At 42.3% G+C, this 24,298-nt stretch carries 16 protein-coding genes and 1 tRNA gene; 14 read left to right on the top strand and 3 right to left on the bottom strand.

What is annotated here, in order from left to right; all coding sequences use genetic code 11:
• Window positions 1-106: 106 nt before the first annotated feature.
• Window positions 107-931 carry a DUF5675 family protein gene (locus GKS34_RS03780; RefSeq protein ID WP_163383452.1) on the bottom strand — a complete coding sequence of 275 codons (825 nt, stop codon included), beginning with the start codon at window positions 929-931 and terminating at the stop codon, window positions 107-109.
• Window positions 932-1,339: 408 nt separating this feature from the next.
• Between GKS34_RS03780 and GKS34_RS03775 the strand changes: the two genes are divergently transcribed.
• Window positions 1,340-1,801 (top strand): (2Fe-2S)-binding protein, encoded by a 462-nt coding sequence (locus GKS34_RS03775; protein WP_163383451.1) that lies wholly within the window; start codon window positions 1,340-1,342, stop codon window positions 1,799-1,801.
• A 2-nt stretch (window positions 1,802-1,803) separates the two neighbouring features.
• Complete coding sequence (locus GKS34_RS03770; protein ID WP_163383450.1) at window positions 1,804-3,960, top strand: xanthine dehydrogenase family protein molybdopterin-binding subunit; 2,157 nt, start codon at window positions 1,804-1,806, stop codon at window positions 3,958-3,960.
• A gap of 77 nt (window positions 3,961-4,037) precedes the next feature.
• Here GKS34_RS03770 and GKS34_RS03765 read toward each other — a convergent pair whose 3' ends face one another.
• Window positions 4,038-4,433, bottom strand: a complete 396-nt coding sequence (locus GKS34_RS03765; RefSeq protein ID WP_163383449.1) for a hypothetical protein — start codon at window positions 4,431-4,433, stop codon at window positions 4,038-4,040.
• Window positions 4,434-4,521: 88 nt separating this feature from the next.
• Between GKS34_RS03765 and GKS34_RS03760 the strand changes: the two genes are divergently transcribed.
• Genes GKS34_RS03760 through GKS34_RS03745 form a run of 4 tightly spaced genes read left to right on the top strand, consistent with a single transcriptional unit; the run spans window position 4,522 to window position 7,294 of the window.
• Window positions 4,522-5,085, top strand: a complete 564-nt coding sequence (locus tag GKS34_RS03760) for a LemA family protein (RefSeq protein ID WP_163383448.1) — start codon at window positions 4,522-4,524, stop codon at window positions 5,083-5,085.
• A gap of 7 nt (window positions 5,086-5,092) precedes the next feature.
• Entirely contained in the window at window positions 5,093-6,028 is a 936-nt protein-coding gene (locus GKS34_RS03755) for a M48 family metallopeptidase (protein WP_163383447.1), read from the top strand.
• A 55-nt stretch (window positions 6,029-6,083) separates the two neighbouring features.
• The gene (locus GKS34_RS03750) at window positions 6,084-6,986 is read left to right on the top strand and encodes a DnaJ C-terminal domain-containing protein (protein ID WP_163383446.1); all 903 of its coding nucleotides are present in this window, start codon (window positions 6,084-6,086) and stop codon (window positions 6,984-6,986) included.
• Window positions 6,983-7,294 carry a chaperone modulator CbpM gene (locus tag GKS34_RS03745; protein ID WP_163383445.1) on the top strand — a complete coding sequence of 104 codons (312 nt, stop codon included), beginning with the start codon at window positions 6,983-6,985 and terminating at the stop codon, window positions 7,292-7,294. The genes GKS34_RS03750 and GKS34_RS03745 overlap by 4 nt, the downstream gene beginning before the upstream one ends.
• Here GKS34_RS03745 and GKS34_RS03740 read toward each other — a convergent pair.
• Window positions 7,292-7,366: transfer RNA gene (locus GKS34_RS03740), tRNA-Val, on the bottom strand. The genes GKS34_RS03745 and GKS34_RS03740 overlap by 3 nt on opposite strands.
• A gap of 87 nt (window positions 7,367-7,453) precedes the next feature.
• On the opposite strand from GKS34_RS03740, the gene GKS34_RS03735 reads away from it, so the two are divergent.
• From GKS34_RS03735 to GKS34_RS03700, 8 genes are all read left to right on the top strand, one after another.
• Window positions 7,454-8,770: a neutral/alkaline non-lysosomal ceramidase N-terminal domain-containing protein gene (locus GKS34_RS03735; RefSeq protein ID WP_163383444.1), complete on the top strand. Its 1,317-nt coding sequence runs from the start codon at window positions 7,454-7,456 to the stop codon at window positions 8,768-8,770.
• 21 nt (window positions 8,771-8,791) lie between these two features.
• Complete coding sequence (locus GKS34_RS03730; protein WP_163383443.1) at window positions 8,792-11,794, top strand: PVC-type heme-binding CxxCH protein; 3,003 nt, start codon at window positions 8,792-8,794, stop codon at window positions 11,792-11,794.
• Between the two features lie 585 nt (window positions 11,795-12,379).
• Window positions 12,380-12,970 carry a sigma-70 family RNA polymerase sigma factor gene (locus GKS34_RS03725; protein ID WP_163383442.1) on the top strand — a complete coding sequence of 197 codons (591 nt, stop codon included), beginning with the start codon at window positions 12,380-12,382 and terminating at the stop codon, window positions 12,968-12,970.
• A 388-nt stretch (window positions 12,971-13,358) separates the two neighbouring features.
• Window positions 13,359-15,677 (top strand): PSD1 and planctomycete cytochrome C domain-containing protein, encoded by a 2,319-nt coding sequence (locus GKS34_RS03720; protein ID WP_163383441.1) that lies wholly within the window; start codon window positions 13,359-13,361, stop codon window positions 15,675-15,677.
• Between the two features lies 1 nt (window position 15,678).
• Window positions 15,679-17,133, top strand: a complete 1,455-nt coding sequence (locus GKS34_RS03715) for a DUF1501 domain-containing protein (RefSeq protein WP_163383440.1) — start codon at window positions 15,679-15,681, stop codon at window positions 17,131-17,133.
• A 27-nt stretch (window positions 17,134-17,160) separates the two neighbouring features.
• Window positions 17,161-19,335, top strand: coding sequence for a DUF2231 domain-containing protein (locus GKS34_RS03710; RefSeq protein WP_163383439.1), 2,175 nt, complete (start codon window positions 17,161-17,163; stop codon window positions 19,333-19,335).
• A 468-nt stretch (window positions 19,336-19,803) separates the two neighbouring features.
• Window positions 19,804-20,802 (top strand): FecR family protein, encoded by a 999-nt coding sequence (locus tag GKS34_RS03705; protein WP_163383438.1) that lies wholly within the window; start codon window positions 19,804-19,806, stop codon window positions 20,800-20,802.
• Between the two features lie 109 nt (window positions 20,803-20,911).
• Window positions 20,912-24,295, top strand: coding sequence for a SusC/RagA family TonB-linked outer membrane protein (locus tag GKS34_RS03700; RefSeq protein WP_163383437.1), 3,384 nt, complete (start codon window positions 20,912-20,914; stop codon window positions 24,293-24,295).
• Window positions 24,296-24,298 lie beyond the last annotated feature (3 nt).

Below are 24,298 nucleotides of genomic sequence, written 5' to 3'. Positions count from 1 at the left end.
GCAATACATACTTTCTTTCGGAAGATTCCTTTTTTTTCTCCTTTGTAGTTTCCGGGTTGTTATCAGCAGTTTCCATATGTGTAAGGACTATAAGTGGTGGTTTTCGTTAGATGTTAACAGCATCTTGCATGCTTTTTTGCCTGATTCCTGCTCTTTCCATCCAATCCTCGTTAAATATTTTAATTTCGAGGTTTTCTTGAGAAGAAATTTTAGGATAAACAGTCTTGTAAAACCGTTCGAATGCCCGTTGGGAATGGGTAACCATTTTTTCACTGGAACCGGTATTCACACCATCGGCAAGGAGTATGCATCCCCTGGTATCCTGGTGACTATTTCCTATATGAAGGTACACCAGGTCATAATTGGGAATGTTGTTGATTTCTATATGATAGTCAAACCAGGGAAACCGGCTTCGGTACCTTTTGGTTAAATCGGTTAGGGTTGGGTTGACGGATAAAGGATACCTCCCTTCAGGTATTCGGGTGCCAGCAGGCACCTTCTCGTCCCGGTGAGTGTCTTCCAGGGTGTAACAAAAAAACTGCTTTCCCAGGTATAATAGACCCAGGCTGGTGTTGCCGTCATCAAGGTATCTTAAAAGTGTTAGGTAGGAACCGCCCAGGAGTTCCCACGTTTCCGGATAATTTTCTGGCAAATTTTTAAGAACAGCTTCCTTTTCACTTCGTTTTTCCAATGGGTAGGAAGTATCCACATGCTCTTTATTTTGCTCTGGAGGGAGAGGAGGGGTAATAGCCGGATCTTTTTTAAAAAGGTTTTTAAGAGATTCCAGTCCTTTTTCGGAAAAATAAATGATATAGCCAATAAAGCCTACGAGCCAAAGCCAAACAGTTTCGATCAGTTCAGGATTAGCGAGGAATACTACGATAACCAGGATGGCCAAAGCTACCAGTAGAAGTCCAAAAATCCTGCTCATACCGACTTAGATTAAGTGATAATAACGTCTTTACATTTCCATCCAAAATTTAATTATTAAAAAAAGAAGATCAAAGAAATTTTTATCCTTATTTGGCTAAAATTCAAATGAAAGATCCCTATGATTAAAAACCATGGAATTGGTCCACCTAAATTTGATGAACTTATTTAGAAATAATATGAATTAGAGATGGGAGAATTATAAATGATTAAAAATCAGGTAAAAACCGAGCGTAGATCGTATTTTTAATTTACAATTCCTGGTATTTATCCTATAACTCCCTTGAAATTACTTCAATGGTAGTATAAATACCTGCAGTTATTCTTTATTTTGTTGATTACGGGTAATTTTTTTTGAATTACCAAACAAAATGTAGTAAATTCAGACAATAACAATACAAATAACAAAATGGCTAACTACAAACTTCAAATCAACGGCACTAACTACGAAGTAGATGTGGAGGAAGACACCCCTTTATTGTGGGTGCTCCGTGACAACCTGGGCCTGGTAGGTACCAAATACTCCTGTGGAGTGGCACAATGCGGTGCCTGCACGGTTCACGTCAATGGCGATGCAGTAAGATCTTGTGTTTTACCCGTTTCGGCAGTAAAAGAAGATAAAATTACTACTATTGAAGGCCTTTCCGAAAATGGGGATCATCCGGTACAGCAAGCCTGGGAGGAAGTAGACGTGGCTCAATGTGGCTATTGCCAGGCGGGACAGATCATGACGGCAGCGGCTTTACTAAAGAAAAATCCCAGTCCAAGTGATGAAGAAATCATTACCGGTATGAACGCTAACATCTGTAGGTGCGGAACCTATCATCGAATCAAAGAAGCAGTAAAATTGGCATCAGCTAAAACCAAATAATCATGAATAAAGGATTAAAAACAAACAGAAGAGATTTCTTGAAAATTGCCGCCACCGCCGGAGGAGGACTTCTGATCGGTTTTAACTGGTCCAGCTGTGATTCTCCCAAGATGAAGGTGGTCAGTGAGGAAGAAATCATGAATAGTGCACTGGGCTTCAATAGTTACTTGTCTATTTCTCCAACCGACCATGTGGTCATTTACTCCCCGAATCCCGAACTAGGTCAAAATATCAAAACCTCGTTTCCGATGATTGTGGCAGAAGAGTTGGATGTGGATTGGTCTAAAGTAAGAGTAAAACAGGCTTTTTTGGATACCGAAAAATACGACCGGCAGGTGACCGGAGGATCAGGTGCCATGCCTCATTCCTGGGAAAGGTTGAGAAAGGCAGGAGCAACTGCCAGGCAAATGCTTTTACAGGCAGCGGCTAATAGGCTTGGAGTGCCTGTAGCAGACCTTCGCACCGAAAATGGACACGTTATCCATGGCTCAGAAAAATTGACTTATGGTGATTTGGCCAATGATGCTGCTCTTGTTCCGGTGCCAGAGGAAGTTACACTTAAGAATAGAAAAGATTTCAAAATCATCGGCACCCCGATTAAAAACGTGGATAATCGTGCGATGTTTACTGGCCAACCCTTGTATGGGCTGGATTTTTACAGGGAAGGAATGGTGCATGCCATGATTCAACGTCCACCCTTTGGTATGAAGATAAAGTCAGTCGATGCCGCCGCCGCCAAAGAAGTGAAGGGGGTAAAGGATGTAGTTACCTTTAAGGACAATGTCGCTATAATCGGTGAATCCACCTGGCCCCTGATGAAAGCAAAAAAGCGGTTGAAAATTCAGTATGAACCCATTGACGGGCAACTGGAATCCTCTGAGTTTCACAACCGTATTTTCGATGAAATGCTGAATACGGGCAAGGGCGAGGTTAAAAGAGAGGATGGAAACGTCAACGCCGCTTTTCGTTCTGCTGCCAAAGTGATCAAAAGTGAATACCAATGTCCCTTTCTTTCACACAGTCCCATGGAGCCGATGAACTTTTTCGCTCATGTGAAGGCAGATGGCGTGGAACTGATCGGTCCCACCCAGACTCCGGACAGGGCCAGGAACGCTGCTGCAGAAATTTGTGGATTTTCACCAGATAAAGTAACGGTAGAAATGACGCGTCTGGGAGGCGGTTTTGGTAGAAGATTGCGGGCGGACTTTGTGGAAGAGGCCGTTGAATTATCAAAAATGCTAAAAGCCCCGGTAAAATTAACCTGGTCCAGGGAAGATGACCTCACGGGAGGTGCCTACAGACCAGCTGTAAAATACCGTTTTGAGGCTGCGTTGGATAGCGATAATAACCTGATCGGTTACAAGTTGAGAGGAGTAGGGATCAATGCTGGAAACTGTACTCGAGAGAACAATTTCCCATCGGGTTCGGTAGATAACCTTCTGGTTGAGTCGTTGGAATACAAGTCTCCCATCACCACCAATGCCTGGAGGGCACCTATCACCAACTTCCTGGCTTTTGCAGAGCAGTCCTTTTTGGATGAAGTTGCCGAGGCAGCCGGAAAGGATCCGGTGGCACTGAGGTTGGAATTATTAGACCGGGCCAAAAAGAATCCCGTCGGTGAAATCCACTACGATGTAGATCGCATGCGGACCGTTGTAGAAACAGCGGCCGAAAAATCCGGCTGGGGAAAGAAATCAGGAGTTTCTCAGGGTTTTAGCGTTTATTTTTCCCATAGATCCTATGTCGCCCAGGTGGCGGAAGCCCGTATGGTAAACGGAGCCCCCAAACTTGATAAAATTTACGCTGTAACCGACTGCGGTATCGTCGTAAACCCGACTGGAGCAGATCAGCAGGTAAGGGGAGGAATGGTTGATGGTATGGGCCATGCCATGTATACAAACATGACCTTTACAGATGGAATTGCTGATCAGAAAAACTTCGACACCTATCGTTTAATTAAAATGAATGAGATTCCAGAAATCGAAACTCATTTTATAGACAATGGCATTGATCCTACGGGATTGGGAGAGCCTGCGCTACCGCCAACAGGAGGGGCGATAGCCAATGCTATTTACAAGGCCTCCGGTAAAAGGGTTAGAAACCAGCCTTTTATGGAACAAGAGGAAATGAAAAATGTAAATTTAGGCGATCCAGCCTAATGAGTATTTAACCGGATAATTATTTTAAAAAAGGCAGCCAGAAATGGCTGCCTTTTTTTTATTCTGCTTTTTTTAGATTATTGAACGGGCAATCCCGATCGATTGGAATCACCGACTTCCAATACGCCGGTTACAACGTATTCGCTGGCCCCTCGCCAGGGAATGGGGTTTAAATATTCCTTATACCTCAACTCTACAAATTTTCCGCCAGATCTTTCCAGAATCATCGCTATGGAATCCCCTTTTGCACTAAAACGAAATTCGTTACTTTGTAGCGCACCTGGGTTTGGGCTTTGAAAGCCATCCTGTACCAGGCGACCTTCCCAGGTTTTAAACAGAAATCCTTTTTTTTCGAAATAGTTAAGATTTCCTGCTTTTACCCCCTCTGCAAACACAAAATAATACCGCCACCAAAACACACCTGCCAAGAGAATAACCAGTAAAATAGCTACCGGACCAATAAATTTTTTCATAGCATTGAAATTGAAGTTATAGCTGTTAAATATAAGAATAATTCCCATTTTTTGTATATTCAGGCTTGAATGGAAAAACCCTGAAACTATGAGCATTATTTGGATTGTACTTATTATCGTCGTAGTGGTCGGAATTTTTGTTGTGTCACTATACAACAAGCTGGTTGCCTATAAAAATAACCGGGAAAATGCGTTTGCCGATATCGACGTGCAGTTAAAACAACGCCACGACCTGATTCCACAGTTAGTAAGCAGTGTGAAAGGCTACATGGAGCACGAGGCAGGAGTACTAACCCGGGTCACCGAGGCCAGATCTCGTGCCATGAAAGCGTCTACTATTGACGGAAAAATTGCAGCCGAACAGGAACTAGGGGCTGCTTTGCAAGGATTGCAGATTCAAGTGGAAGCATACCCGGATCTTAAAGCAAATACTAATTTCCTGCAACTACAAAATGAAATTTCCGATGTGGAAAACAAACTGGCAGCAGCCAGAAGGTATTTCAACTCGGCAACCAAAGAATACAACGTGGCCGTTCAGAGTTTTCCATCTAATGTGATCGCCGGAATGTTTGGATTTCATACCGAGCAAATGTTTGATGTGGGTACCACCGAAAGAGAACGGTTGGACCAGGCTCCTGAAATTAAATTTTAGCAGGTAGATGGTAGCCTATATTGGGATTCAAACGCAAATCAGAAGAAATAATTTTCGTTCCGTATTGTTGTTGCTGGGGTTCCCATTGCTCATATTGGCCGCTGTTTATGCCTTCCTTTACTTCACCATGCCACCGGATGCTGCTGCCGAATCTATTAATGACAATTTTCTAAGCACGATACCTGGAGTGCTCATTGCAGTGGCTATTTGGTTTGTGATTGCCTATTTTTTTCATACGAAAATGATCAGCGGGGCTGCGGGATCTAAGCCTTTGGAAAGGAAGGAAAACATGCGTGTCTATAACCTGGTAGAGAATCTGTGCATCAGTAAAGGTATGAGAATGCCTAAAATTCGGATTATTGAGGATCAGGCGCTGAATGCCTTTGCCAGCGGAATCAATGAAAAAACCTATACGGTGACACTCACCCGAGGGATTATCGACGAACTCAACGACGAAGAATTGGAAGGCGTGATTGCTCACGAATTGATGCACATTCGGAACAAAGACGTGAGGCTGTTGATTATCTCCATTATTTTTGTTGGCATTTTTTCGTTTATCGCGCAGATATTGTTCCGAAGCATGTTATTTGGAGGCGGCCGAAGGAGAGGGAAAAATGATAACCGGGCCATGATTATTGCCCTGGTGATTGCCTTTGTAGCCTTTCTACTGTCCATGCTATTTCGGTTTGCCATATCTAGAAAACGGGAATACATGGCAGACAGCGGTGCTGCAGAGATGACCAAAAAGCCATGGGCTTTGGCAGCAGCCCTGCGCAAAATAGCAGGAAACTTCCGGGTGCAAACAGTAAAAAGTGATGATGTGGCGGAGTTGTTTATTGAAAATAAACCTGATAAATCTTCTGGAATGATATCCGCCATTACGGGCTTATTTGCTACCCATCCGCCCATCGAAAAGCGAATAAAGATTCTGGAAGAATTTTAGTTTTATTGAATGATTGAAACCACAAATTGATTCTTCTTAAGAAAGCCTGATAATTATGGATTTTATTGATTATTACAAAGTTCTGGAAATTAGTAAAACTGCAAGCCAGGAAGACATAAAAAAGGCCTACCGAAAGCTGGCCAGAAAATACCATCCTGATTTAAACCCAAGTGATGCGGATGCCCAAAAGAAATTCCAGGCGGTGAATGAAGCCAATGAAGTACTAAGTGATCCTGAGAAAAGGAAAAAATACGATCAGTACGGCAAAGACTGGAAGCATGCCGATTCGTTTCAAGGCAGACCTCAAGGAGGTTCTGCTGGATTTCAGGGTAGGCGGTACCAGGCAGAGGATTTTGAACAAGCATTTGGAGAAGGTGGATTTTCTGATTTTTTTGAGTCCCTATTTGGAGGTGGAGGAGCTAGAAGAGAATCTAAGATCAGATTTAAAGGGCAAGACGTCAGTGCTACCTTGGAATTACCCTTGCAAGAAGTTTTGCACACACACAAAAGAACACTCGCCTTAAATAACAAGAAAATTAGGCTGACCATTCACGCTGGGGTAGAAGATGGGCAGACCATCCGAATAAAAGGGCATGGAGGAGAAGGGGTCAATGGAGGGCCAAAGGGCGACCTTTATTTGACGTTTAAAATTCTACCAGATCCGATTTATACCCGAGAGGGAAAAGATTTGTACAAAACCGAAAAACTGGACCTGTACACTGCTGTGTTGGGAGGAGAGATCGTGACTGAAACCTTATCTGGAAAAGTAAAATTGAAGGTACCTGAAGGTACTCAAAACGGAACCAAGGTTAAGCTGAAGGGGAAAGGTTTCCCCCTTTATAAAAACGAAAGTATTTTGGGTGATTTATATTTAACCTATCAGGTGAAGATACCCAAAAACCTTTCCGAAGAGGAAAAGAAATTGTTTACGCAATTAGCAAACCTGAATAAATCATGAATAAACCCGATGAATCCCTTATATCCCTGAATAAATTTTGTACCTCTTGTGGAATTGAGATTTCCTTCGTACAAGCTTTATCTGAACAGGGACTTTGTGAGCTGGTGGAAAGAGAGGCAACCACCTATATATTGCTGGACGAGATTGCCCGGTTAGAGCGCTTTTCCCGATTGCATTACGAAATGGAAATAAATTTGGAAGGCCTTCATGCAATTAGTCACCTACAGAAAAAGATTGAGGACCTGGAAGAACAGGTAAAAGACTTGAGAAGAAAACTACAAAGACACGAAAGTTCTAATCTGTTGTAGGTCGTACCAGGCTCGAACTGGTGACCTCTGCCCTGTCAAGGCAGCGCTCTGAACCAACTGAGCTAACGACCTGGGTTCTGCCTGCAATTATACAGGAATTCATTTAATAATTCAACACATACCTTTCAAATTAATTGTTTTCAGTTTTATCCACGACTTATGTCACGTATGCCCAGAATGAACCCGAAATTCCTGCTTCTCCTAATGATGATCGCTACACTTGGTAGCGGAACGGTCCAGGCACAACAGCTATCGGCCTCCGTCACAAAGACCGATATCACCCCGAAAGACAGCCAGTGGCTATTGGGATATGGACCAAGAAAATCAACCGGCATTAACGATTCCATTTTTCATAGAATTATCCTTCTAAACGATGGCAAGGAAACATTTTGTTTGATTTCATCCGATATATGCCTGGTATCCCCTGCCGAATATGACCGGGTGGCACAGGAAATTCAAAATCGTTTTGGTATTCCGATGTTGAATATCTGGTGGACGGTAACTCACACCCACTCTGCGCCGGAAGTGGGTCCTCCAGGATTACCGGAAGCATTTATGGGAGATCGGTATACCCATGAATGGGATAGGGAATATACCCAGATGGTTACGGATAAAATGCTGGCGGCCATAGAAGAAGGGTTAAAAAACATGGAACCTGCACAAATGGGTTGGGGCTGGGGGTTTTCACAGGCCAACCTTAACCGCAGGGCCATCGATGAAAACGGAAAAGCATCGCTGGGATTGAATCCGGATGGACCTGTAGATCGAAAAATTGGCCTCATCCGCATTGATAAGGCCAATGGGGATCCCCTGGCACTGGTGGCCAATTATCCCATCCATGGGACCGTGTTGGGGCAGGAGCATACAAACATTAGCGGAGATGCCCCTGGTATTGTGGCTAGCTATGTAGAGGAGGAAATTGGTGTACCCATGCTTTTTATAAATGGAGCTGCAGGCAATCTGGCTCCAATATATAGCGTATATCCCAATCCCCGTGCCGGTCACCTCAGCCAGTTTAAGGTATTGCTGGGAGACAAAATCCTGGACGCTTACAGCAAAATTCAAACGCTAACAAGCGATATTGACCTTCAAACCGCCACATTAACTGTAACTACTCCCCGAAAGGACGACCTCGGCTGGCCGGATGACCTGGGTGCTTATACCCAAAATGACGCGCAGGGGAAACCCCAGATTTTGTTACCCATCCGTTTTTTGAAAATCAATCAATCCCTGGCCTTATGGAGTGCTCCATTGGAACTCTTTTGTGAATTGTCTAACGAAGTACGTCAGCATTCTCCTTTTCCCTATACGTTTTATTATGGGTATAGCAATGGTTGGCTGGGTTATTTGCCCACGGCAGAGGCCTATGCTCATGGTGGATACGAAGTAGAAAGGGTAAATGCATTTACTCCGAGAGCCGGTGAAGACCTGGTCTCCGCTGTTTCTTCTTTTTTAATGGGATGGTTGTCCGAATAAAATGAATAGCTTATTACTATTATGAGAAACGTACTATTTCACCTACCGGCATACCTGTACCTACTGATGATAGTGTGCGCTTGCCAAAATGAAAATTCTTCTGTGGACCTTCCCGCTGGTTTCGAATTAGACGAGCGGTTTCAGATGGAATTAATTGCCTCGGAGCCATTGGTTGCAGACCCTGTTGACATGTGCATCGATGGAAAGGGACGTATGTTTGTGGTAGAAATGCACGGCTACCCCCTGGATTTAAGTGGCAGTGGAAAGGTAAAACTTTTGGCAGATACCGATGGGGATGGAATCATGGATCAGCATACGGTGTTTGCCGATAGTCTAATATTGCCTACGGGCATCATGGCTTGGAAAAAGGGGATTTTGGTGACCGATCCACCACATGTGCTTTACCTGGAGGATACGGATGGTGATGGAAAAGCAGACAAGCGGAAGGTAATTTTAACAGGATTTGCCCGCTCCAATCCCCAGCATAATGTAAACAGTCCCCGGTATGGTTTGGACAACTGGATTTACCTGGGGCATGAACCGGCGGTCACTACGGTGATGTTTACGGAAGAACTGGGTGATAAAGGCAGTGAAATCCACTTTCCATTTCTCCCGGAGGGACCACAACTTCCCGTTAATGCAGGTGGCAGAAGCATTCGATTCAAGCCGGATGGATCCGGGTTGGAACGGTTGGCAAGCCGGACGCAATTTGGCCATGCCACGGATAAATGGGGAGAACGATTTCTGATCAATAACAATAACCATTTGATTCACGAAGTGCTTCCGGCCAGGTATTTGGGTAAAAACCCTTTTTTCCCGATTAGCAATGTCACCCAATCCGTATCCGATCATGGTAATGCCGCGGAGGTGTATCCCATCACGGATAATCCCGAACATCAGCTCTTGACGGATATCGGCGTAATGACTTCAGCCTGTGGAATCACACCATATTTGGGAGGAGCATTCCCCGAACCATTTGATCAGGTGGTCTTTACGGCAGAACCGGTTAGTAATCTGGTACATGCAGACATTTTGCGGGACAAGGGAGCCACCTTTACTGGCAGCCAATTATACACACGAAATGAATTTCTTCGATCCCGGGATGCCTGGTTCAGGCCGGTCAATATGTATCTGGGGCCGGATGGAGCTTTATACTTGCTGGACTATCACCGAAAAATCATCGAACATCCGGAATGGATGGCGGATGAAGTAACCCAATCCGGAGCGCTTTATGAGGGAACGGATAAAGGAAGAATCTACCGAATAAGTCCGAAGGGTGCGGAAAAGGCCAGCTCGGCCCAGTCCATCGATTTAGAGCAGTTTACGGATCAAGCTTTAATCGAAAAATTATCGGATTCCAACCATTGGTGGCGATCCAATGCGCAACGAATTTTGGTGGAGCGCAATCCGAATCCCCTTCCCGGGGAATTGGTGGAACTTGCTGGAAATGCAAGCCAGCCACTGGGCCGCCTTCATGCCTTATGGACCTTACATGGTTTGGGTAAACTGCATGCAGAACAGGTGAAAGAGGCATTTCAAGATCCAGAGGCAGGGGTCCGGAAAAATGCCTTGAAATTGGCGGAGTTTTTTCCGGAGAAACTGGTAGCCTGGAATTTAGAGTTGAGGGCCATGGTGGATGATCCAGACCCCAAGGTCCGGTTTCAGTTGGTAAATACATTGAGCACAATTTCAGAAGAATGGGCATTTGCTACTCGTATGGCCGTACTGAAAAAGGATATGGACGATGAATGGGTGCAGATAGCAGTGTTGGCCGCGCCTTTAGGGAACCAGGAGAATATACTGGAAGAACTGATCAGCGGGTATCGTGCCGATCAGTCCGGATACAATGAGATGATTGAAAAAGCAGCCCGAATGCAGGCGGCACGGGATGGCTTTGGAGAAGTACAGAAAGTAATATCACCTTTAGTGCAGCCGACTAGTTCCATTATAGGATGGGAGCCTTTTTTTATAAAAGGGATGGCTTCCGGATTGCAAAATTCGCTGCCCACAGGCAGCCGTTGGGAAAACCTTCAGAAAGAAATAATCCTCAACTTACCATTGATTTCCTCCATACCACTAAAAAATGCATTTATTGATTTGGTAACCTTAGGACCGATACCTGAAATGTCAGCGCAAAAACAAATAGTCAATCAGGCATTTGAAATTACGCTAAACACTTCCGCTAAGGAGGAAGAAAGGCTGGTTTGGTTGCGGATTATGGGACTTTTTATGCCTGAAAAAGCATCCGAAGAATTAAAGGTATTGATTCAACCACAAGAGCCGGTCAGGTTACAGCAGGAAGTACTTTCCTATTTAAGCAAAGCAGCCGAAGGGGGATATGCTGACTTTTTAATGGAGCGGTGGAATGGGCTTAGTCCCGAGGTAAGGAATGCTGCTGTTGGATCTCTTTTAAATAGTCAATCTCGCATCCATGCGCTACTTGACGGGTTGGAGCAGGGAACCGTTTTGCCCAGCCATATTCCCTGGGGCAATACGGTTTTTTTGATGAACCAAAAAGACCCAGCCATCCGGGATAAGGCCAGGGCATTATTGGTGCCTTCTGAAAGCGAAAGAGAAGATGTGATTCGTTCTTTCCAAGCCTCTCTTGAGCTGGAAGGCGTCCCTGAAAAGGGGCTGTTAGTTTACGAAAATAATTGTTCCATTTGTCATCAAATGACTGAGGAGAGGGGAGAATTGTATGGCCCCGACCTGGCATCCCTTCGAAACCGACGCTATGAAAGTATACTAAAGGACATCCTTGATCCCAACCTTTCTATAGCTGATGGGTACGATCTTTGGCAAATTGACCTTACCAATGGAGAAACCGTTCAGGGTATCATTTCCCATGAAACAACAACAGCCATTGAGGTAGTACAGGCCGGTGGTTTAACCCGGACAATTTCCCGGTCAGAGATTTCCAGCATGCAAGCCCTGGCTGTGTCGGGGATGGCCCAGGGATTAGAAAATCAAATCAGTGTGGAAGAGATGGCTGATTTACTTGCTTTTATTAAGCGAGGATTGTAGCGAACCACCCCGGTTTTCAGCGAGACCAAAATAGCTCAAGCGCGTAAAAACCCACCTAAACCAGGTTCTAATAATAATAGTATAAATAATAGAATATCAGCAGGTTAATATTTTAATTTTAAACGTAATTTTAGTTTATTAAATCAAGGTCTACTAAATTAAATTTGAGTCAAAAAAAGTGGTTTAAGAAAAACGATTTCCGGCAAATCGGTCCCACCGAGATTCTATGACCATTTTTTATAGACAAAAGGACTTTGAAAAAGTTAATCGATCGTCTCTTGTATTAACCAGAAAAAAACAAAATAAACCACTCAGTAATAATGTAAATTTAAAGTTATTATAATCATATTTAAAGCTATAAAATTACTTTCACCTTAATTCAATAACAATAATAATTTTCATTTATCCATTGGTTGTCCAAATAAAATTCCCTACATTTAATAGGGAAAACTCAAAATACACATTATTAACTATTATTTCAAATAATAGTTTTATAGTACATTGAATCAGGTTATTCTCCTAATTTAGTATCCGTTAAGCATTGGATGGAGGTTGAATTACAATTAGTTTCTCGTTCAGCTAAAAATGAATCAAGCAAAAAATAATTCAGAATTATTCATCCTCATTGCCGAAGGAAATAAAAATGCCTTTGATGAATTTTTTGAGCTTTTTTATACAAAACTGGTAAACTTCTCAAAATTTATTTTAGAGGATAAAGGCATGGCTGAAGACGTTGTTTCAGAGGTATTAACCAATTTATTAATTGATAAAGAACGTGTTTTCAGAATGAAAAATTTTGAAGCGTATCTTTATACTGCTGTCAAGAATAAATCCCTCACAAAGATTAATAAACACAGGAAGGAATTAAAGATTGAGTGTGGTGATGAGGATAATAATCATTTTATTTATTCCATTACCCCCCATCAATTGTTGGAAGAACAGGAATTAAATCATCTAATTCAATCACTCGTAAATAATCTGCCAAAAAAAAGAAAAATGGTGTTTCAATTGATTAAAGATGATGAATTGACCTACCGACAGGTAGGCGAGATTATGGAAATTTCAGAACGGACCGTGGAAGTGCATCTAAAGCTTGCCATCAGGAGCTTCAGAGAAGAAATTAACCGTTATTTTGATAGGAAGATGGACGGTAAAAAGCTTTCTAAAATATCCTAGCGTATAATATTCATGAATTTTTTTCCACCCCATGAACGCCAGGAACAACCGTGAAATCCAATAAATCAGGTTATTTTCTTCATTGTTGCTTTTAAAACATAAATTATTTCGAAATTTATTGATTCTAGTTTGATTGTCGGCTTATTGTTACGGTCCCTGCCTCCCCTTCAAAAATATATTTTTATTTGGTTAAATATTACGGGTTTTCTGATTTTCATTGGTCTTATCAATACAATGACTGTTTTAATTCTTTTTATAAATCAAAATTTGAATCCTCAAAAGGAGGTAAATGTGATTGATAATAGGTAAAGGGAACGAATTTCAACTATTTAGGGCTGATTTTGTTTCTAATCGATTTGAATTGAAATTGGCAATTAATTATTCGGCTATGTTTAAACGTATTTATGGTTTTGGTTTGATTATCACATCTCTGACCTTTCAGGCATGTGATAACCAAGAGACCACCATGATTGGAAATTCCTCTAACAAACTGCCAGATGAGGTTAGTTATAACTTTCATGTCAGGCCAATTTTATCGGACAACTGTTTTGCCTGTCACGGACCTGATGCCAATAAGAGGGAAGCAAGTTTAAGACTGGATATCGAAGAAGAAGCCTTTAGGTCTCTGGAAAAAACACCAGACGTCTTTGCCCTTGTTCCAGGAAATCCCCATGCTTCTGAAGTATATAACCGGGTGGTCTCAGATGATCCATCAGTAAAAATGCCTCCTCCTGATTCCAATTTAAAGCTTACAGATTTTGAGATCAGTATGATCAAAAAATGGATCAGCCAAGGGGCGGAATATGAACCGCATTGGTCTTTTTTACCTCCTGAGAAAGTTAAAATCCCTAAAGTAGATCACCATGATTGGGTCAAAAACGAGATCGATTATTTTATTCTTAAAAAGCTGGAGGAGAAAGGTTTTAAACCCAATGAAGAAGCGGATAAGGAAAGCTTATTGAAAAGGCTGAGTTTTGATTTGACAGGCTTGCCTCCAAGTCTGGAAATGATGGATGACTTTTTGGAAGACCCTAGTGAGGACGCCTATTCGAATTGGGTAGACCGAATGCTTTCAAGCCAGGCTTATGGGGAAAAAATGGCGGTTTATTGGATGGATATCGCAAGGTTTGCTGATTCCCATGGCTTTCAGGACGACAGTTATAGAAGCCAATGGCCGTGGAGAGACTGGGTGATTCATGCCTTTAATGAAAACATGCCCTATGATCAGTTCATTACCTGGCAACTGGCAGGTGACTTACTTCCCGATCCAACAAAAGAACAGTTATTGGCTACCGGATTTAACCGAAACCATAAGATTACCGAAGAAGGAGGAATAGTGGATGAAGAATATAGGGTCATGTACGTTACTGATAGAACCAATACTTTCGGAAAGGCACTGATCGGAATCACCATGGAATGTGCAGGCTGCCACGATCATAAGTATGATCCGGTTTCCCAAAAGGAATACTACCAGCTGTATTCATTTTTTAATAATATTAGGGAGAAAGGTATTGAGTCCGTCGTTGGAGGACCCGAGACCTATGCCAAACGGCCATTCATGGAGATTACAGATGAAGATGTTGATTCTATACTGGCATTCATAAACAAACCAGACACCACCCAATTGATCGTGTCCATCATGGGGGAATTAGATTCTGCCCGTACGTCCTATGTGCTGGAGCGAGGATCTTATGAAGCGCATGGGGAAGCGGTGAAACCAAGCATGCCCGAATCGATATTAGCTTTTAATCCGGAATTTGAACGAAACAGATTAGGGCTGGCCAAATGGTTATTTGATAAAAAAAATCCCTTAACCGCCAGGGTATTTGTCAATCAAATTTGGCAGGAAATTTTTGGAAAGGGCATTGTAGCCACACCCGGTGATTTTGGCATGCAGGGAGAACTTCCCAGTCATCCAGAGTTATTGGATTGGTTGGCATTGGATTTTATGGAAAACGGTTGGGACATTAAGCGTCTGGTCAGGCAGATGGTAACTTCCGCTACCTATAAACAATCTGCCGTAATTAGTGATGAAAAAAAAGAACAGGATCCTGAAAATATTTTTCTTAGCCGTGCACCACGATACAGGTTAAAGGCAGAATTTGTTCGTGATTTGATTTTGTCAAGCAGCGGTCTATTGGATGCTACCCTGGGAGGACCTAGTGTAAAACCCTATCAGCCTTCCGGGCTGTGGGAGGGAGCCACATCCGGCAGGGGCATCTTGTCAGTGTACAAACAGGATCATGGTAAGGACCTTTACCGAAGAGGGCTTTACAATTTTATCAAGCGGACAGTACCTCCGCCCGCCATGACCCTTTTTGATGCCAGCAACCGCGACCAATGTGAAGTGGAGAGGTTGATTACCAATACACCATTACAGGCATTGGTAATGTTAAATGATCCCACCATGTTGGAGGCATCCAGAGTACTGGCCGGGAAATTACTAAAGGAAAAAATGACGGCAGAACAGCGCATACAGAAAGCCTTTCGGATGATTGTTTGCAGGTTCCCGGAACAGCGGGAAGTGGATGTATTGATTAAATACCATAGCGGACAATTGAAAACCATGGCAAATGAAAATGCGAAAGCTTTGTTAAATGTGGGAGAATATCCCTTGGAAGACGATTTAGACCCCGTGGAATGGGCCTCGCTAATGCAGGTTATTTCCACCATTTATAATTTAGAAGAGACCATTTCCAAAACTTGATATGGATAAAAATATTATTGAGCACCACCTGAATTTGAACCGGAGAAAATTCTTGTCTACAATGAGTTTGGGGCTGGGGAGTGTAGCGTTGGGATCATTATTGATGCCTGACCTTTTTAAAGGTAATGGTCAAATGGAAGGAGAACTGGCTGCAGCCATACCTGATTTTGCGCCTAAGGCAAAAAGGGTAATTTATCTTTTTCAAAACGGAGCTCCCTCACAATTGGAATCCTTTGATTACAAACCGAAATTAAATGAAATGGTCGGTCAGGATTTGCCGGAATCGATAAGGGGTGGTCAGCGGCTAACGGGCATGACTGCCAATCAGGCCTCCTTTCCTTTGGTAGGGTCATTTTCAGGATTTAATCAGTATGGGGAATCCGGAGCTTGGATCAGTGATTTGTTTCCCTATACCTCAAAAATTGTCGATGATATCTGTATTGTGAGGTCCTTGCATACCGAAGCCATCAACCACGATCCCGCCCTAACTTTTTTTCAAACAGGAGCACAGCAGGGGAACCGACCCAGTATGGGTGCCTGGCTGAGTTACGGCCTGGGCAGCGAAAACAAAAACCTTCCCGCTTTTACCGTTTTGCTTTCCCGGGGAATTGGGAACGGCCAGGGTGTTTATTCTAAATTGTGGACCAATGGATTTTTGGATTCGGTACATCAGGGCGTACAGTTCAGCAGCGGAGAAGACCCGGTATTGTACCTTCGTGACCCAAATGGAATGAGCAGGGTGGAACGGCGAAAAATATTGGATAACCTGGCTGAGCTAAATCATATGTCCTATGAAAAGTTTGGAGACCCGGAAATAAGTGCTAAGATCCAGCAATATGAAATGGCCTACAGAATGCAAACTACCGTTCCGGACATTATGGACCTTTCCAAGGAACCGGATAGCGTAATCAAGCTCTACGGGCCGGATTGTCTGGTGCCCGGAACTTATGCTGCCAATTGCCTATTGGCAAGAAAGCTTTCTGAAAGTGGGGTTAGATTTGTACAACTTTACCACCAGGGATGGGATCAGCACGGCAACCTGCCCTATGAAATTACCCGACAGGCCAAGGATGTAGACCAGGCTTCTGCAGCATTGGTAACAGACCTTAAGCAGCGGGGTCTGCTGGACGAAACCTTGGTCATATGGGGTGGAGAATTTGGTCGGACCAACTACAGTCAGGGAAAACTGACCAAAGATAACTATGGCAGGGATCACCATCCCCGGTGCTTTAGCATTTGGATGGCTGGCGGCGGTATAAAACCTGGAACCGTATATGGAGAAACGGACGAATTGGGATACAATGTTATTAAAAATCCCGTACATGTTCATGACTTTCAGGCAACGGTCCTCCATCAACTCGGACTCGATCACGAAAAGCTAATTTACAAGCATTTGGGTAGAAGGTTTAGGCTTACTGATGTATCTGGAAAAGTCGTCAAAGACATATTGGTATAACTGGCCATGGCAAACATCCCTAACGATATGAAAAACAAGTACCGGATTATTGCAGAAAGGCTGCTGTTTGGTTTGAATATCCTACTGCTTTATTTTTTATTGCTGGAAAAGTTTATTGAAATTCCCTATTGGCTACAACCTTTCGGAAGATTGCACCCCATGATACTCCATTTTCCGATTGCCTTGCTACTCTTATCGCTGGGGTTGGAATTTTTCAGATTCCGAAAAGAATTCAGTAAAGAAAAGTTTTACCAGGATTTCCTTACGTATTTATTGCTTTTTTCTGTGTTAACGGCCGCTTTGGCTGCTGTGATGGGTTTATTTCTATCACTGGAAGAAGGATATGATGGCGCCGTTTTAACCTGGCATAAGTGGTTGGGCGCTGGGATCGTGTTCTTTGCCAGTGTACTATATTTTGCCAGAGATAAGGCCTGGTATCAGGAAAAAATAGCTAAAATATCGGCCTCTTCTCTGATTGTAATCACGCTGATGGCAGGCCACTACGGTGCATCCCTGACACATGGGGAAGACTTCATCTACATGCCCATTATTGCAGGGCGGGAAGTGGTGGTTCCTATTGAGGAAGCCATTGTATTTGATCACCTGGTAATGCCTGTATTAGAAAAGAAATGTAATTCTTGCCATAATCAGAGTAAAGCCAAGGGGGAATTGATCATGACAGATAAAGTTTCTTTATTAAAAGGAGGAAAAACGGGAAAACTATTCGATAATGAATCTCTGGAGGAGAGTTTAATGCTACACAGGCTTTCCCTGCCAATGGAAGATGAGGAACACATGCCACCCTCAGGAAAACCCCAGCTTTCACAGGAAGAAAAATTGCTTCTGGAACTATGGGTTAAAAATAAATATGATTTTGAAATGAAGGTATTGGCCTTACCTGCCGGAGATTCCCTTCGGCTTGTTTCAACGAATGTGTTAAACCCTTCGGGAAAAGGAAAGACGTATGAATTTGATATGCCTGATGAAAAAACCCTGGAAACGCTCAATAACGAATACCGGGTAATCAGACCTTTAAGTAAAGAATCACCTGCCCTGGATGTAACCATTTATAATCCAAAATCTTACACGAGTCAATCACTACTGGAGCTGGAACCCATAAAAGAACAAATTGTATCACTCAGTCTTAATAGAATTCCGGTAGAAGATGAGGACCTGACCATTGTCAATCAATTTACCAATCTGGAAAGATTAAATTTAAATTTTACCAATATTACCGGAAATGGGCTTCAGACTTTGACTGCTTTGAAAAATATCGAACACCTGGCCATTTCAGGTACGTCAGTGGCATTAAATGATTTAAAACCCTACCTGAATAGCTTAAAACGCCTTCAAACCATATCTATTTGGAATACGGAAATCGACGTGGACGATCTGGAACTTCTCAGAGATGAATTTAAAAATATTCAAATAGTTGCCGGTAGAGAAGGGCTTGACGATGAAAAGATCAAATTAAATGTTCCCATACTTAAAAATCAAACCAATATCTTTAGGGATTCTATCGCTTTGAATATAGGCCATCCAATAGAAGACGTCACCGTAAGGTATACCTTGGATGGAACTGAGCCTGATAGCCTTACTTCACCCGTCTTTGAGAAGGGAAAAGTGTGGTTAGACCGTACCACATTGGTCAATGCAAAAGCATTTAAAGAAGGTTGGTTTGGAAGCATCAATACTACCTTTTCTGTTTATAAAAATAAATACCCGCCTGATTCTGTCAATTTGTTGTCCCGCTTAAACAGGGTTCATCCTGCAAATGGCCACGCTACCTTTTTTGATGGGGACTTTGGCGGTTTCAATGCCAATAGTCCGGCCTGGGCCAACAACTGGGCCGGTTTTTCCAACGAGGATATGGAATTGTTTTTGAGTTACAATCAGGAGATTGAAGTAGCTTCTGTTTCTTTCAATGTTTTGGTGGAGCCAGAAACGATTATATTTCCGCCCTCCCAAATTGAGATTTGGGGTGGGAAAAGTAAAGATGATTTGAAATTGATGGGTCGAATGACTCCTGCATTGCCTACGGAAGAGCGTAAACCTTATATTCAATTAATATCTACAACAATTAACCCGACCAAAGTAAATTGTCTGCTGGTCATCGGTAGGACCGTGAAAGAAATTCCTTCATGGCATCGGAACAAAGGGCGTGGAGCATTATTGTTGGTTGATGAAATGTTTATTAATTGAGTAGGGGGTGATTTTCTGATACCAGAATCTTCGTCAACAGATCCTGGTGATATATTCTGCGGGATCCAACTATTTTGAAGGGGAAACCTATAATGCAAATCGGTGATAGACACTTCATTTTTTCGCTTTTGTTAGTCACCTACGGTAAGTGTGCCTAATTTTCATTGGCTTTTTTTTCCGGCTTTAGAGACATTCTAACCCATTTTTAACCCGGATTTTGTTGTCGGATTCGAAATATCCTGGACCGCAATTTTCCAAGAAAAAAAATTGTAATCCTAAATAAATAGGTTTAAACTCCTCAAACGAAAACTTTTTGTTTGGCTAATATTTTAAAACTCCAATTTCTATCATTTATAAAATGAATTTAACCAATATAAATACTATAAATAATTAGAAAAAAAGATTTTTTTTCTTTTGTGCTTACGGGTATTAGCTGCCTTCCTGGTTATACTGTCATAAAGCGCATTCATGGGGAATTTTCAGCAGGATATTGACCATTTGATTTTACTGTACCTTAAAGGAGAGGCTACTCAAGAGCAAATTGCTGCCTTGAAATATTGGATCGCTGCTTCTGAAGAGAATAGATTGATATTTAAATCTGTTCAAAAAATATGGGAGAGTGAAACTTTCTCGGATGCCAATAAACTTAAAGCCAGGAGAGACGAAATATGGTTAGCGGCAAGTCGAAAAAAAGCTCCCCTTCAAAGGAGGGAATCCCTTACAAAATCAGCATTGTGGGCCGCGGTTCTCACCTTTTTTCTAATTTTTTCTGCCATCGCCTTTTATTATAGGGCAAGTGATGAACCTCCATTGGTAAAAACTATAACCTGGCTGAAAAAGGAAAATCCAGCCGGTCAGCGTTCTACCCATTTACTGCCTGATGGTACAAAAGTTTGGTTAAATGCGATGAGTAGCCTGGAATATCCTGAAGTTTTTTCAGATAGTATAAGAAGGGTAAAAATTACCGGGGAGGCATATTTTGATGTAGCCAGCAATCCTATTCAACCATTTATTGCTGAAGTGATGGGTATACATGTGGAAGCTTTGGGTACTGCATTTAATGTAAAAAACTTTTCTGATGAATCTACACGAGCCGTTTCACTATTGGAAGGCAAGGTTAGGGTATCTGGTTTTGACAACGACCGAAATTATATTTTAGACCCCGGCTATGAAATTTTAATGGAAAAAAACGCTGTCGATTTTCATGTTCAAACAATAGATTTTGATGCTTCCTTTGGTTGGAAAGAAGGCATTCTAATGTTTAATGGGGATGATTTTGTCACTTTTAAACGATCTATTGAAAGATGGTTTGGTGTGACGATGAAGGTGACCGGCGATCCTCCCACCGACTGGAATATCAGAGCTAAATATTACAATGAAAGCCTAAAAAATATCCTGCGCGATATCAGTTTTAATAAAAACCTTGATTTTGAGATGGTTAATAAAGACTTGATTTTAAAATTTTAAGCATACTTAGATTTAACGAAAATTATAAAAAGTAAAAATGATGATACATGAACACAAACCGAGATTAGCCTTAATAACCATTTAATTTATTCACTAAACCCAATATAACATGAAAAAAAGATACAAAGGCTTCTTTAGCAAGTCTACAACTTCCTCCCTTTTTGGAATCGTTTTCCAGCTATTGCTGGTCAATTTTACCATCGCTCATGGAGCAGATGCGCAAAAAGCAATTAAAATTCAGAAAGTATTTATCGAGTCTGCCTACTCAGATGCTACTTTAAAAGAAGTTTTTGAAGACATTGAATCCAAAACCGACTTTGTTTTTACGTTTGATATTAAGGATGATTTTTTGGATGAAAAGTTTAGCAAACCTCCGAGGAAGGAAAGTATAGAAGCGATTCTCAGAGAGATTTCCAGTCAATCAAGATTAGCTTTCCGGCAAACCAATAATAACATTAGTGTAAAGGAATCCAACCGTAAAGCTGAATTAAATGAAGCGGTGGCGGCATCTGCTCAAATTGAGATAACCGGTAAAATTACTTCTTTTGGAGACAAGCAAGGACTTCCGGGTGTAACGATACTGGTAAAAGGTACCAACCTTGGGACGGTTACAGACATTGACGGCAATTATTCTCTTGTCGCTCCCGATGAAAATGGAACATTGATTTTTTCTTTCTTAGGTTACGAAACCCGGGAAGAACCGATTAACGGTAGAAGTATCATTAATATCGAACTGTCTGAAGATGCTAAAGGACTAGAGGAGTTTGTTGTTATCGGTTATGGCATTCAAAAAGAGCGTGAGGTTACAGGGTCAATTGCAAGTGTTGAAGCCGACCAATTGGAAGATCAGCCGGTAGGTCAATTCGTGCAGAAGTTACAAGGAAGAATGGCTGGTGTCCAGATCAGCCAGGCCTCCGGAACGCCGGGAGGAGGAATGGCCGTAAGGATAAGAGGAGCAGCCTCAATCAATGCAGGAAATAATCCCTTGTATGTTGTCGATGGTTTTCCTATCGTTGGGGACATCAATACTATCAATCCCAACGAAATTGAAAGTTTTTCAGTTTTAAAAGGAGCCTCTGCCTCTGCACTATATGGATCCAGAGCTGCCAATGGTGTAGTTTTAATTACTACAAAAAGGGCAAAGCCCGGCCAAACATCTGTTCAATTAAGTGTTATCCAGGGAATGACACAGGTTCCGCAAAGGGGGAGGGCAGATTTAATGAATGCCCGGGAGTTTCTGGAGGACAGGAGAGCCATTTATGAGGATAAAATCCGCTATGAAGGTTTTACAGGTGGAATACCTGAATTGTATCAGAATCCCGAGGCCTATAACGGGCCCGATACAGATTGGTACGATGAGCTATTACAATCCGGTAAACAGAACAGTTATAATGTTTCTTTTCTGGCCAATAAGGATAATTTTAGTTCTGCTACCACGCTTGGTTTTTTTGACGAAAAAGGTGTAGTAATTAATACCGGTTTTCAGCGTTTTTCGCTGCGGACAAACAACGAATACAAAATAAACAATAACATTAGGGTTGGATTAAATTTAGCACCGACCCACCAGTTAAGCCGGAACCAGGCTACGGATGGATTTTACAGCATTCTTTATTCCGCCATCATTACACCTCCTATTTTTTCTCCGGATGACGTAGATGAGAATGGCAACCAAAAAGTAAGTTTTACCGGGCCCGGTCTATTTACCTTCCCAAACTGGAAAAAAACCATGTTGGAAACCTATGACCGGTCGGCTACCAATCGCTTATTGTCCAATGCCTATTTTGAAGCAGACATCCACAATGATTTCTTCTTCAAAAGTTCTGTTTCAGTGGATTTGGGAAATGCGAAAAGACGGGTATTTAATCCATCCACTGCAGGAGGCATTTTCTCTCCTCCACCCAAGCTTGCCACTGGCTCATACAGTACCTATGATTATAGCTCCTGGTTAACAGAAAACACCCTAAACTACACCAAAAATATAGGTAGTCATTTCATTGATGCACTGGTAGGTTATTCTGCCCAAAAATATCATCAGGAAAACAATGTATTGACAGGGACTAGCTATCCGGATGATGAGGTATCCTGGATAGATGCCGCAGCAATCAGGTACGGCAGCAGCAATATGTCCGAGTGGTCGTTACTTTCCATGTTTAGCAGGGTGAATTACAATTACATGGGCAAATACCTGCTTTCAGTTTCTGTAAGGAGAGACGGTTCCTCCCGATTTGGTTCCGAAAACAGGTGGGGTACATTTCCATCCGTTTCTGCCGGGTGGATCATTTCTGACGAATCCTTTATGGCTGATTTTTCAGAGCTTAGCTATTTGAAAATCAGGGGAGAGTATGGGCATGCGGGTAATTTTAATATTGGTAATTATAGCCAGTTTGGGAATATATCCTCGACCAATTATGTCTTTGGAGGAGCTTTAGCACAGGGCAGGAGTCCCGTATCCATTGGTAATCCATTTCTCACCTGGGAAACCACAGTGGGAATTGATTTAGGGGTTGATGTAGGTCTTTTCGATGATAAAATTTCTTTGGTTTTCGATTATTACGATAAGCGAACAACCAATATGCTCTACCAGGTCGATATTCCCTACGGCACGGGTTACCCAAATATCCAGGATAATATTGGTGAATTCCATTTCTGGGGCTACGAATTTGGGGTTAATGCAAGAGTACTGGAGAGCAGTGAGTTCAGATGGAATGCAGATTTTAACATTTCGTTTAACAGGAACAAAGTGATTCAGTTGGGGACCAATAATACGCCACTTGGTGGATTAGGGAATTATTCTTCTACCATTTGGAAAACAGAAGTAGGAAAGCCGATCGGTCAGTTTTACGGCTATATCTTTGATGGTATCTATAAGACGCAGGAGGAATTTGATTCCCAACCTAAGCACGTAACGTCCGCAGTAGGAACGATCAGGTACAAGGATATCAATGGAGATGGTGTAATCAATGTGGATGACAAGACCTACATTGGCAATCCCAATCCTAAATTCTTTTATGGGTTCAACAACAACTTTTATTACAAAAACTTCGATATGAACGTGGTCATTGCCGGTTCTTATGGGGGTAAAATGTATTACTCCTTGGCGGAATGGTCAGAAACGCTCGAGGGAATATTTAATGTAGAACGATACATGAAATACAGGTGGAGATCCTTGGAAGAGCCAGGTGATGGCATCATTGGCCGTTCCTTGTCAGGTACAACAGAGTTTCCCCGTAATGTTCAGGACAGGCTAGCCCTGGATGCTTCCCATTTGACATTTAAAAATATTACCCTTGGCTATACGCTTCCCGAGTTCAGTAAAAGCGTCAGCTCGGCAAGAATATTCCTAAGTCTGCAAAATGCACTTGTTATTACACCTTACAAAGGTCCAAACCCTGAATCAAGTTGGCGGGGTCTAAATGGACTTCAGGAAGGTGTGGACATTAGTCCTTACCCTATTCCTAGAACGTATGCCTTAGGAGTAAATTTAAACTTTTAACCA

The sequence above is a fragment of the Cyclobacterium jeungdonense genome (genome assembly GCF_010994275.1).
GTDB lineage: Bacteria > Bacteroidota > Bacteroidia > Cytophagales > Cyclobacteriaceae > Cyclobacterium > Cyclobacterium jeungdonense.
This window is presented reverse-complemented; position numbering and strand designations above follow the sequence as displayed.

Coding starts and splice junctions, on each gene's coding strand:
- GKS34_RS03780 (WP_163383452.1), bottom strand. CDS start 931: ATGAGCAGGATTTTTGGACTTCTACTGGTAGCTTTGGCCATCCTGGTT.
- GKS34_RS03775 (WP_163383451.1), top strand. CDS start 1,340: ATGGCTAACTACAAACTTCAAATCAACGGCACTAACTACGAAGTAGAT.
- GKS34_RS03770 (WP_163383450.1), top strand. CDS start 1,804: ATGAATAAAGGATTAAAAACAAACAGAAGAGATTTCTTGAAAATTGCC.
- GKS34_RS03765 (WP_163383449.1), bottom strand. CDS start 4,433: ATGAAAAAATTTATTGGTCCGGTAGCTATTTTACTGGTTATTCTCTTG.
- GKS34_RS03760 (WP_163383448.1), top strand. CDS start 4,522: ATGAGCATTATTTGGATTGTACTTATTATCGTCGTAGTGGTCGGAATT.
- GKS34_RS03755 (WP_163383447.1), top strand. CDS start 5,093: ATGGTAGCCTATATTGGGATTCAAACGCAAATCAGAAGAAATAATTTT.
- GKS34_RS03750 (WP_163383446.1), top strand. CDS start 6,084: ATGGATTTTATTGATTATTACAAAGTTCTGGAAATTAGTAAAACTGCA.
- GKS34_RS03745 (WP_163383445.1), top strand. CDS start 6,983: ATGAATAAACCCGATGAATCCCTTATATCCCTGAATAAATTTTGTACC.
- GKS34_RS03735 (WP_163383444.1), top strand. CDS start 7,454: ATGTCACGTATGCCCAGAATGAACCCGAAATTCCTGCTTCTCCTAATG.
- GKS34_RS03730 (WP_163383443.1), top strand. CDS start 8,792: ATGAGAAACGTACTATTTCACCTACCGGCATACCTGTACCTACTGATG.
- GKS34_RS03725 (WP_163383442.1), top strand. CDS start 12,380: ATGAATCAAGCAAAAAATAATTCAGAATTATTCATCCTCATTGCCGAA.
- GKS34_RS03720 (WP_163383441.1), top strand. CDS start 13,359: ATGTTTAAACGTATTTATGGTTTTGGTTTGATTATCACATCTCTGACC.
- GKS34_RS03715 (WP_163383440.1), top strand. CDS start 15,679: ATGGATAAAAATATTATTGAGCACCACCTGAATTTGAACCGGAGAAAA.
- GKS34_RS03710 (WP_163383439.1), top strand. CDS start 17,161: ATGAAAAACAAGTACCGGATTATTGCAGAAAGGCTGCTGTTTGGTTTG.
- GKS34_RS03705 (WP_163383438.1), top strand. CDS start 19,804: ATGGGGAATTTTCAGCAGGATATTGACCATTTGATTTTACTGTACCTT.
- GKS34_RS03700 (WP_163383437.1), top strand. CDS start 20,912: ATGAAAAAAAGATACAAAGGCTTCTTTAGCAAGTCTACAACTTCCTCC.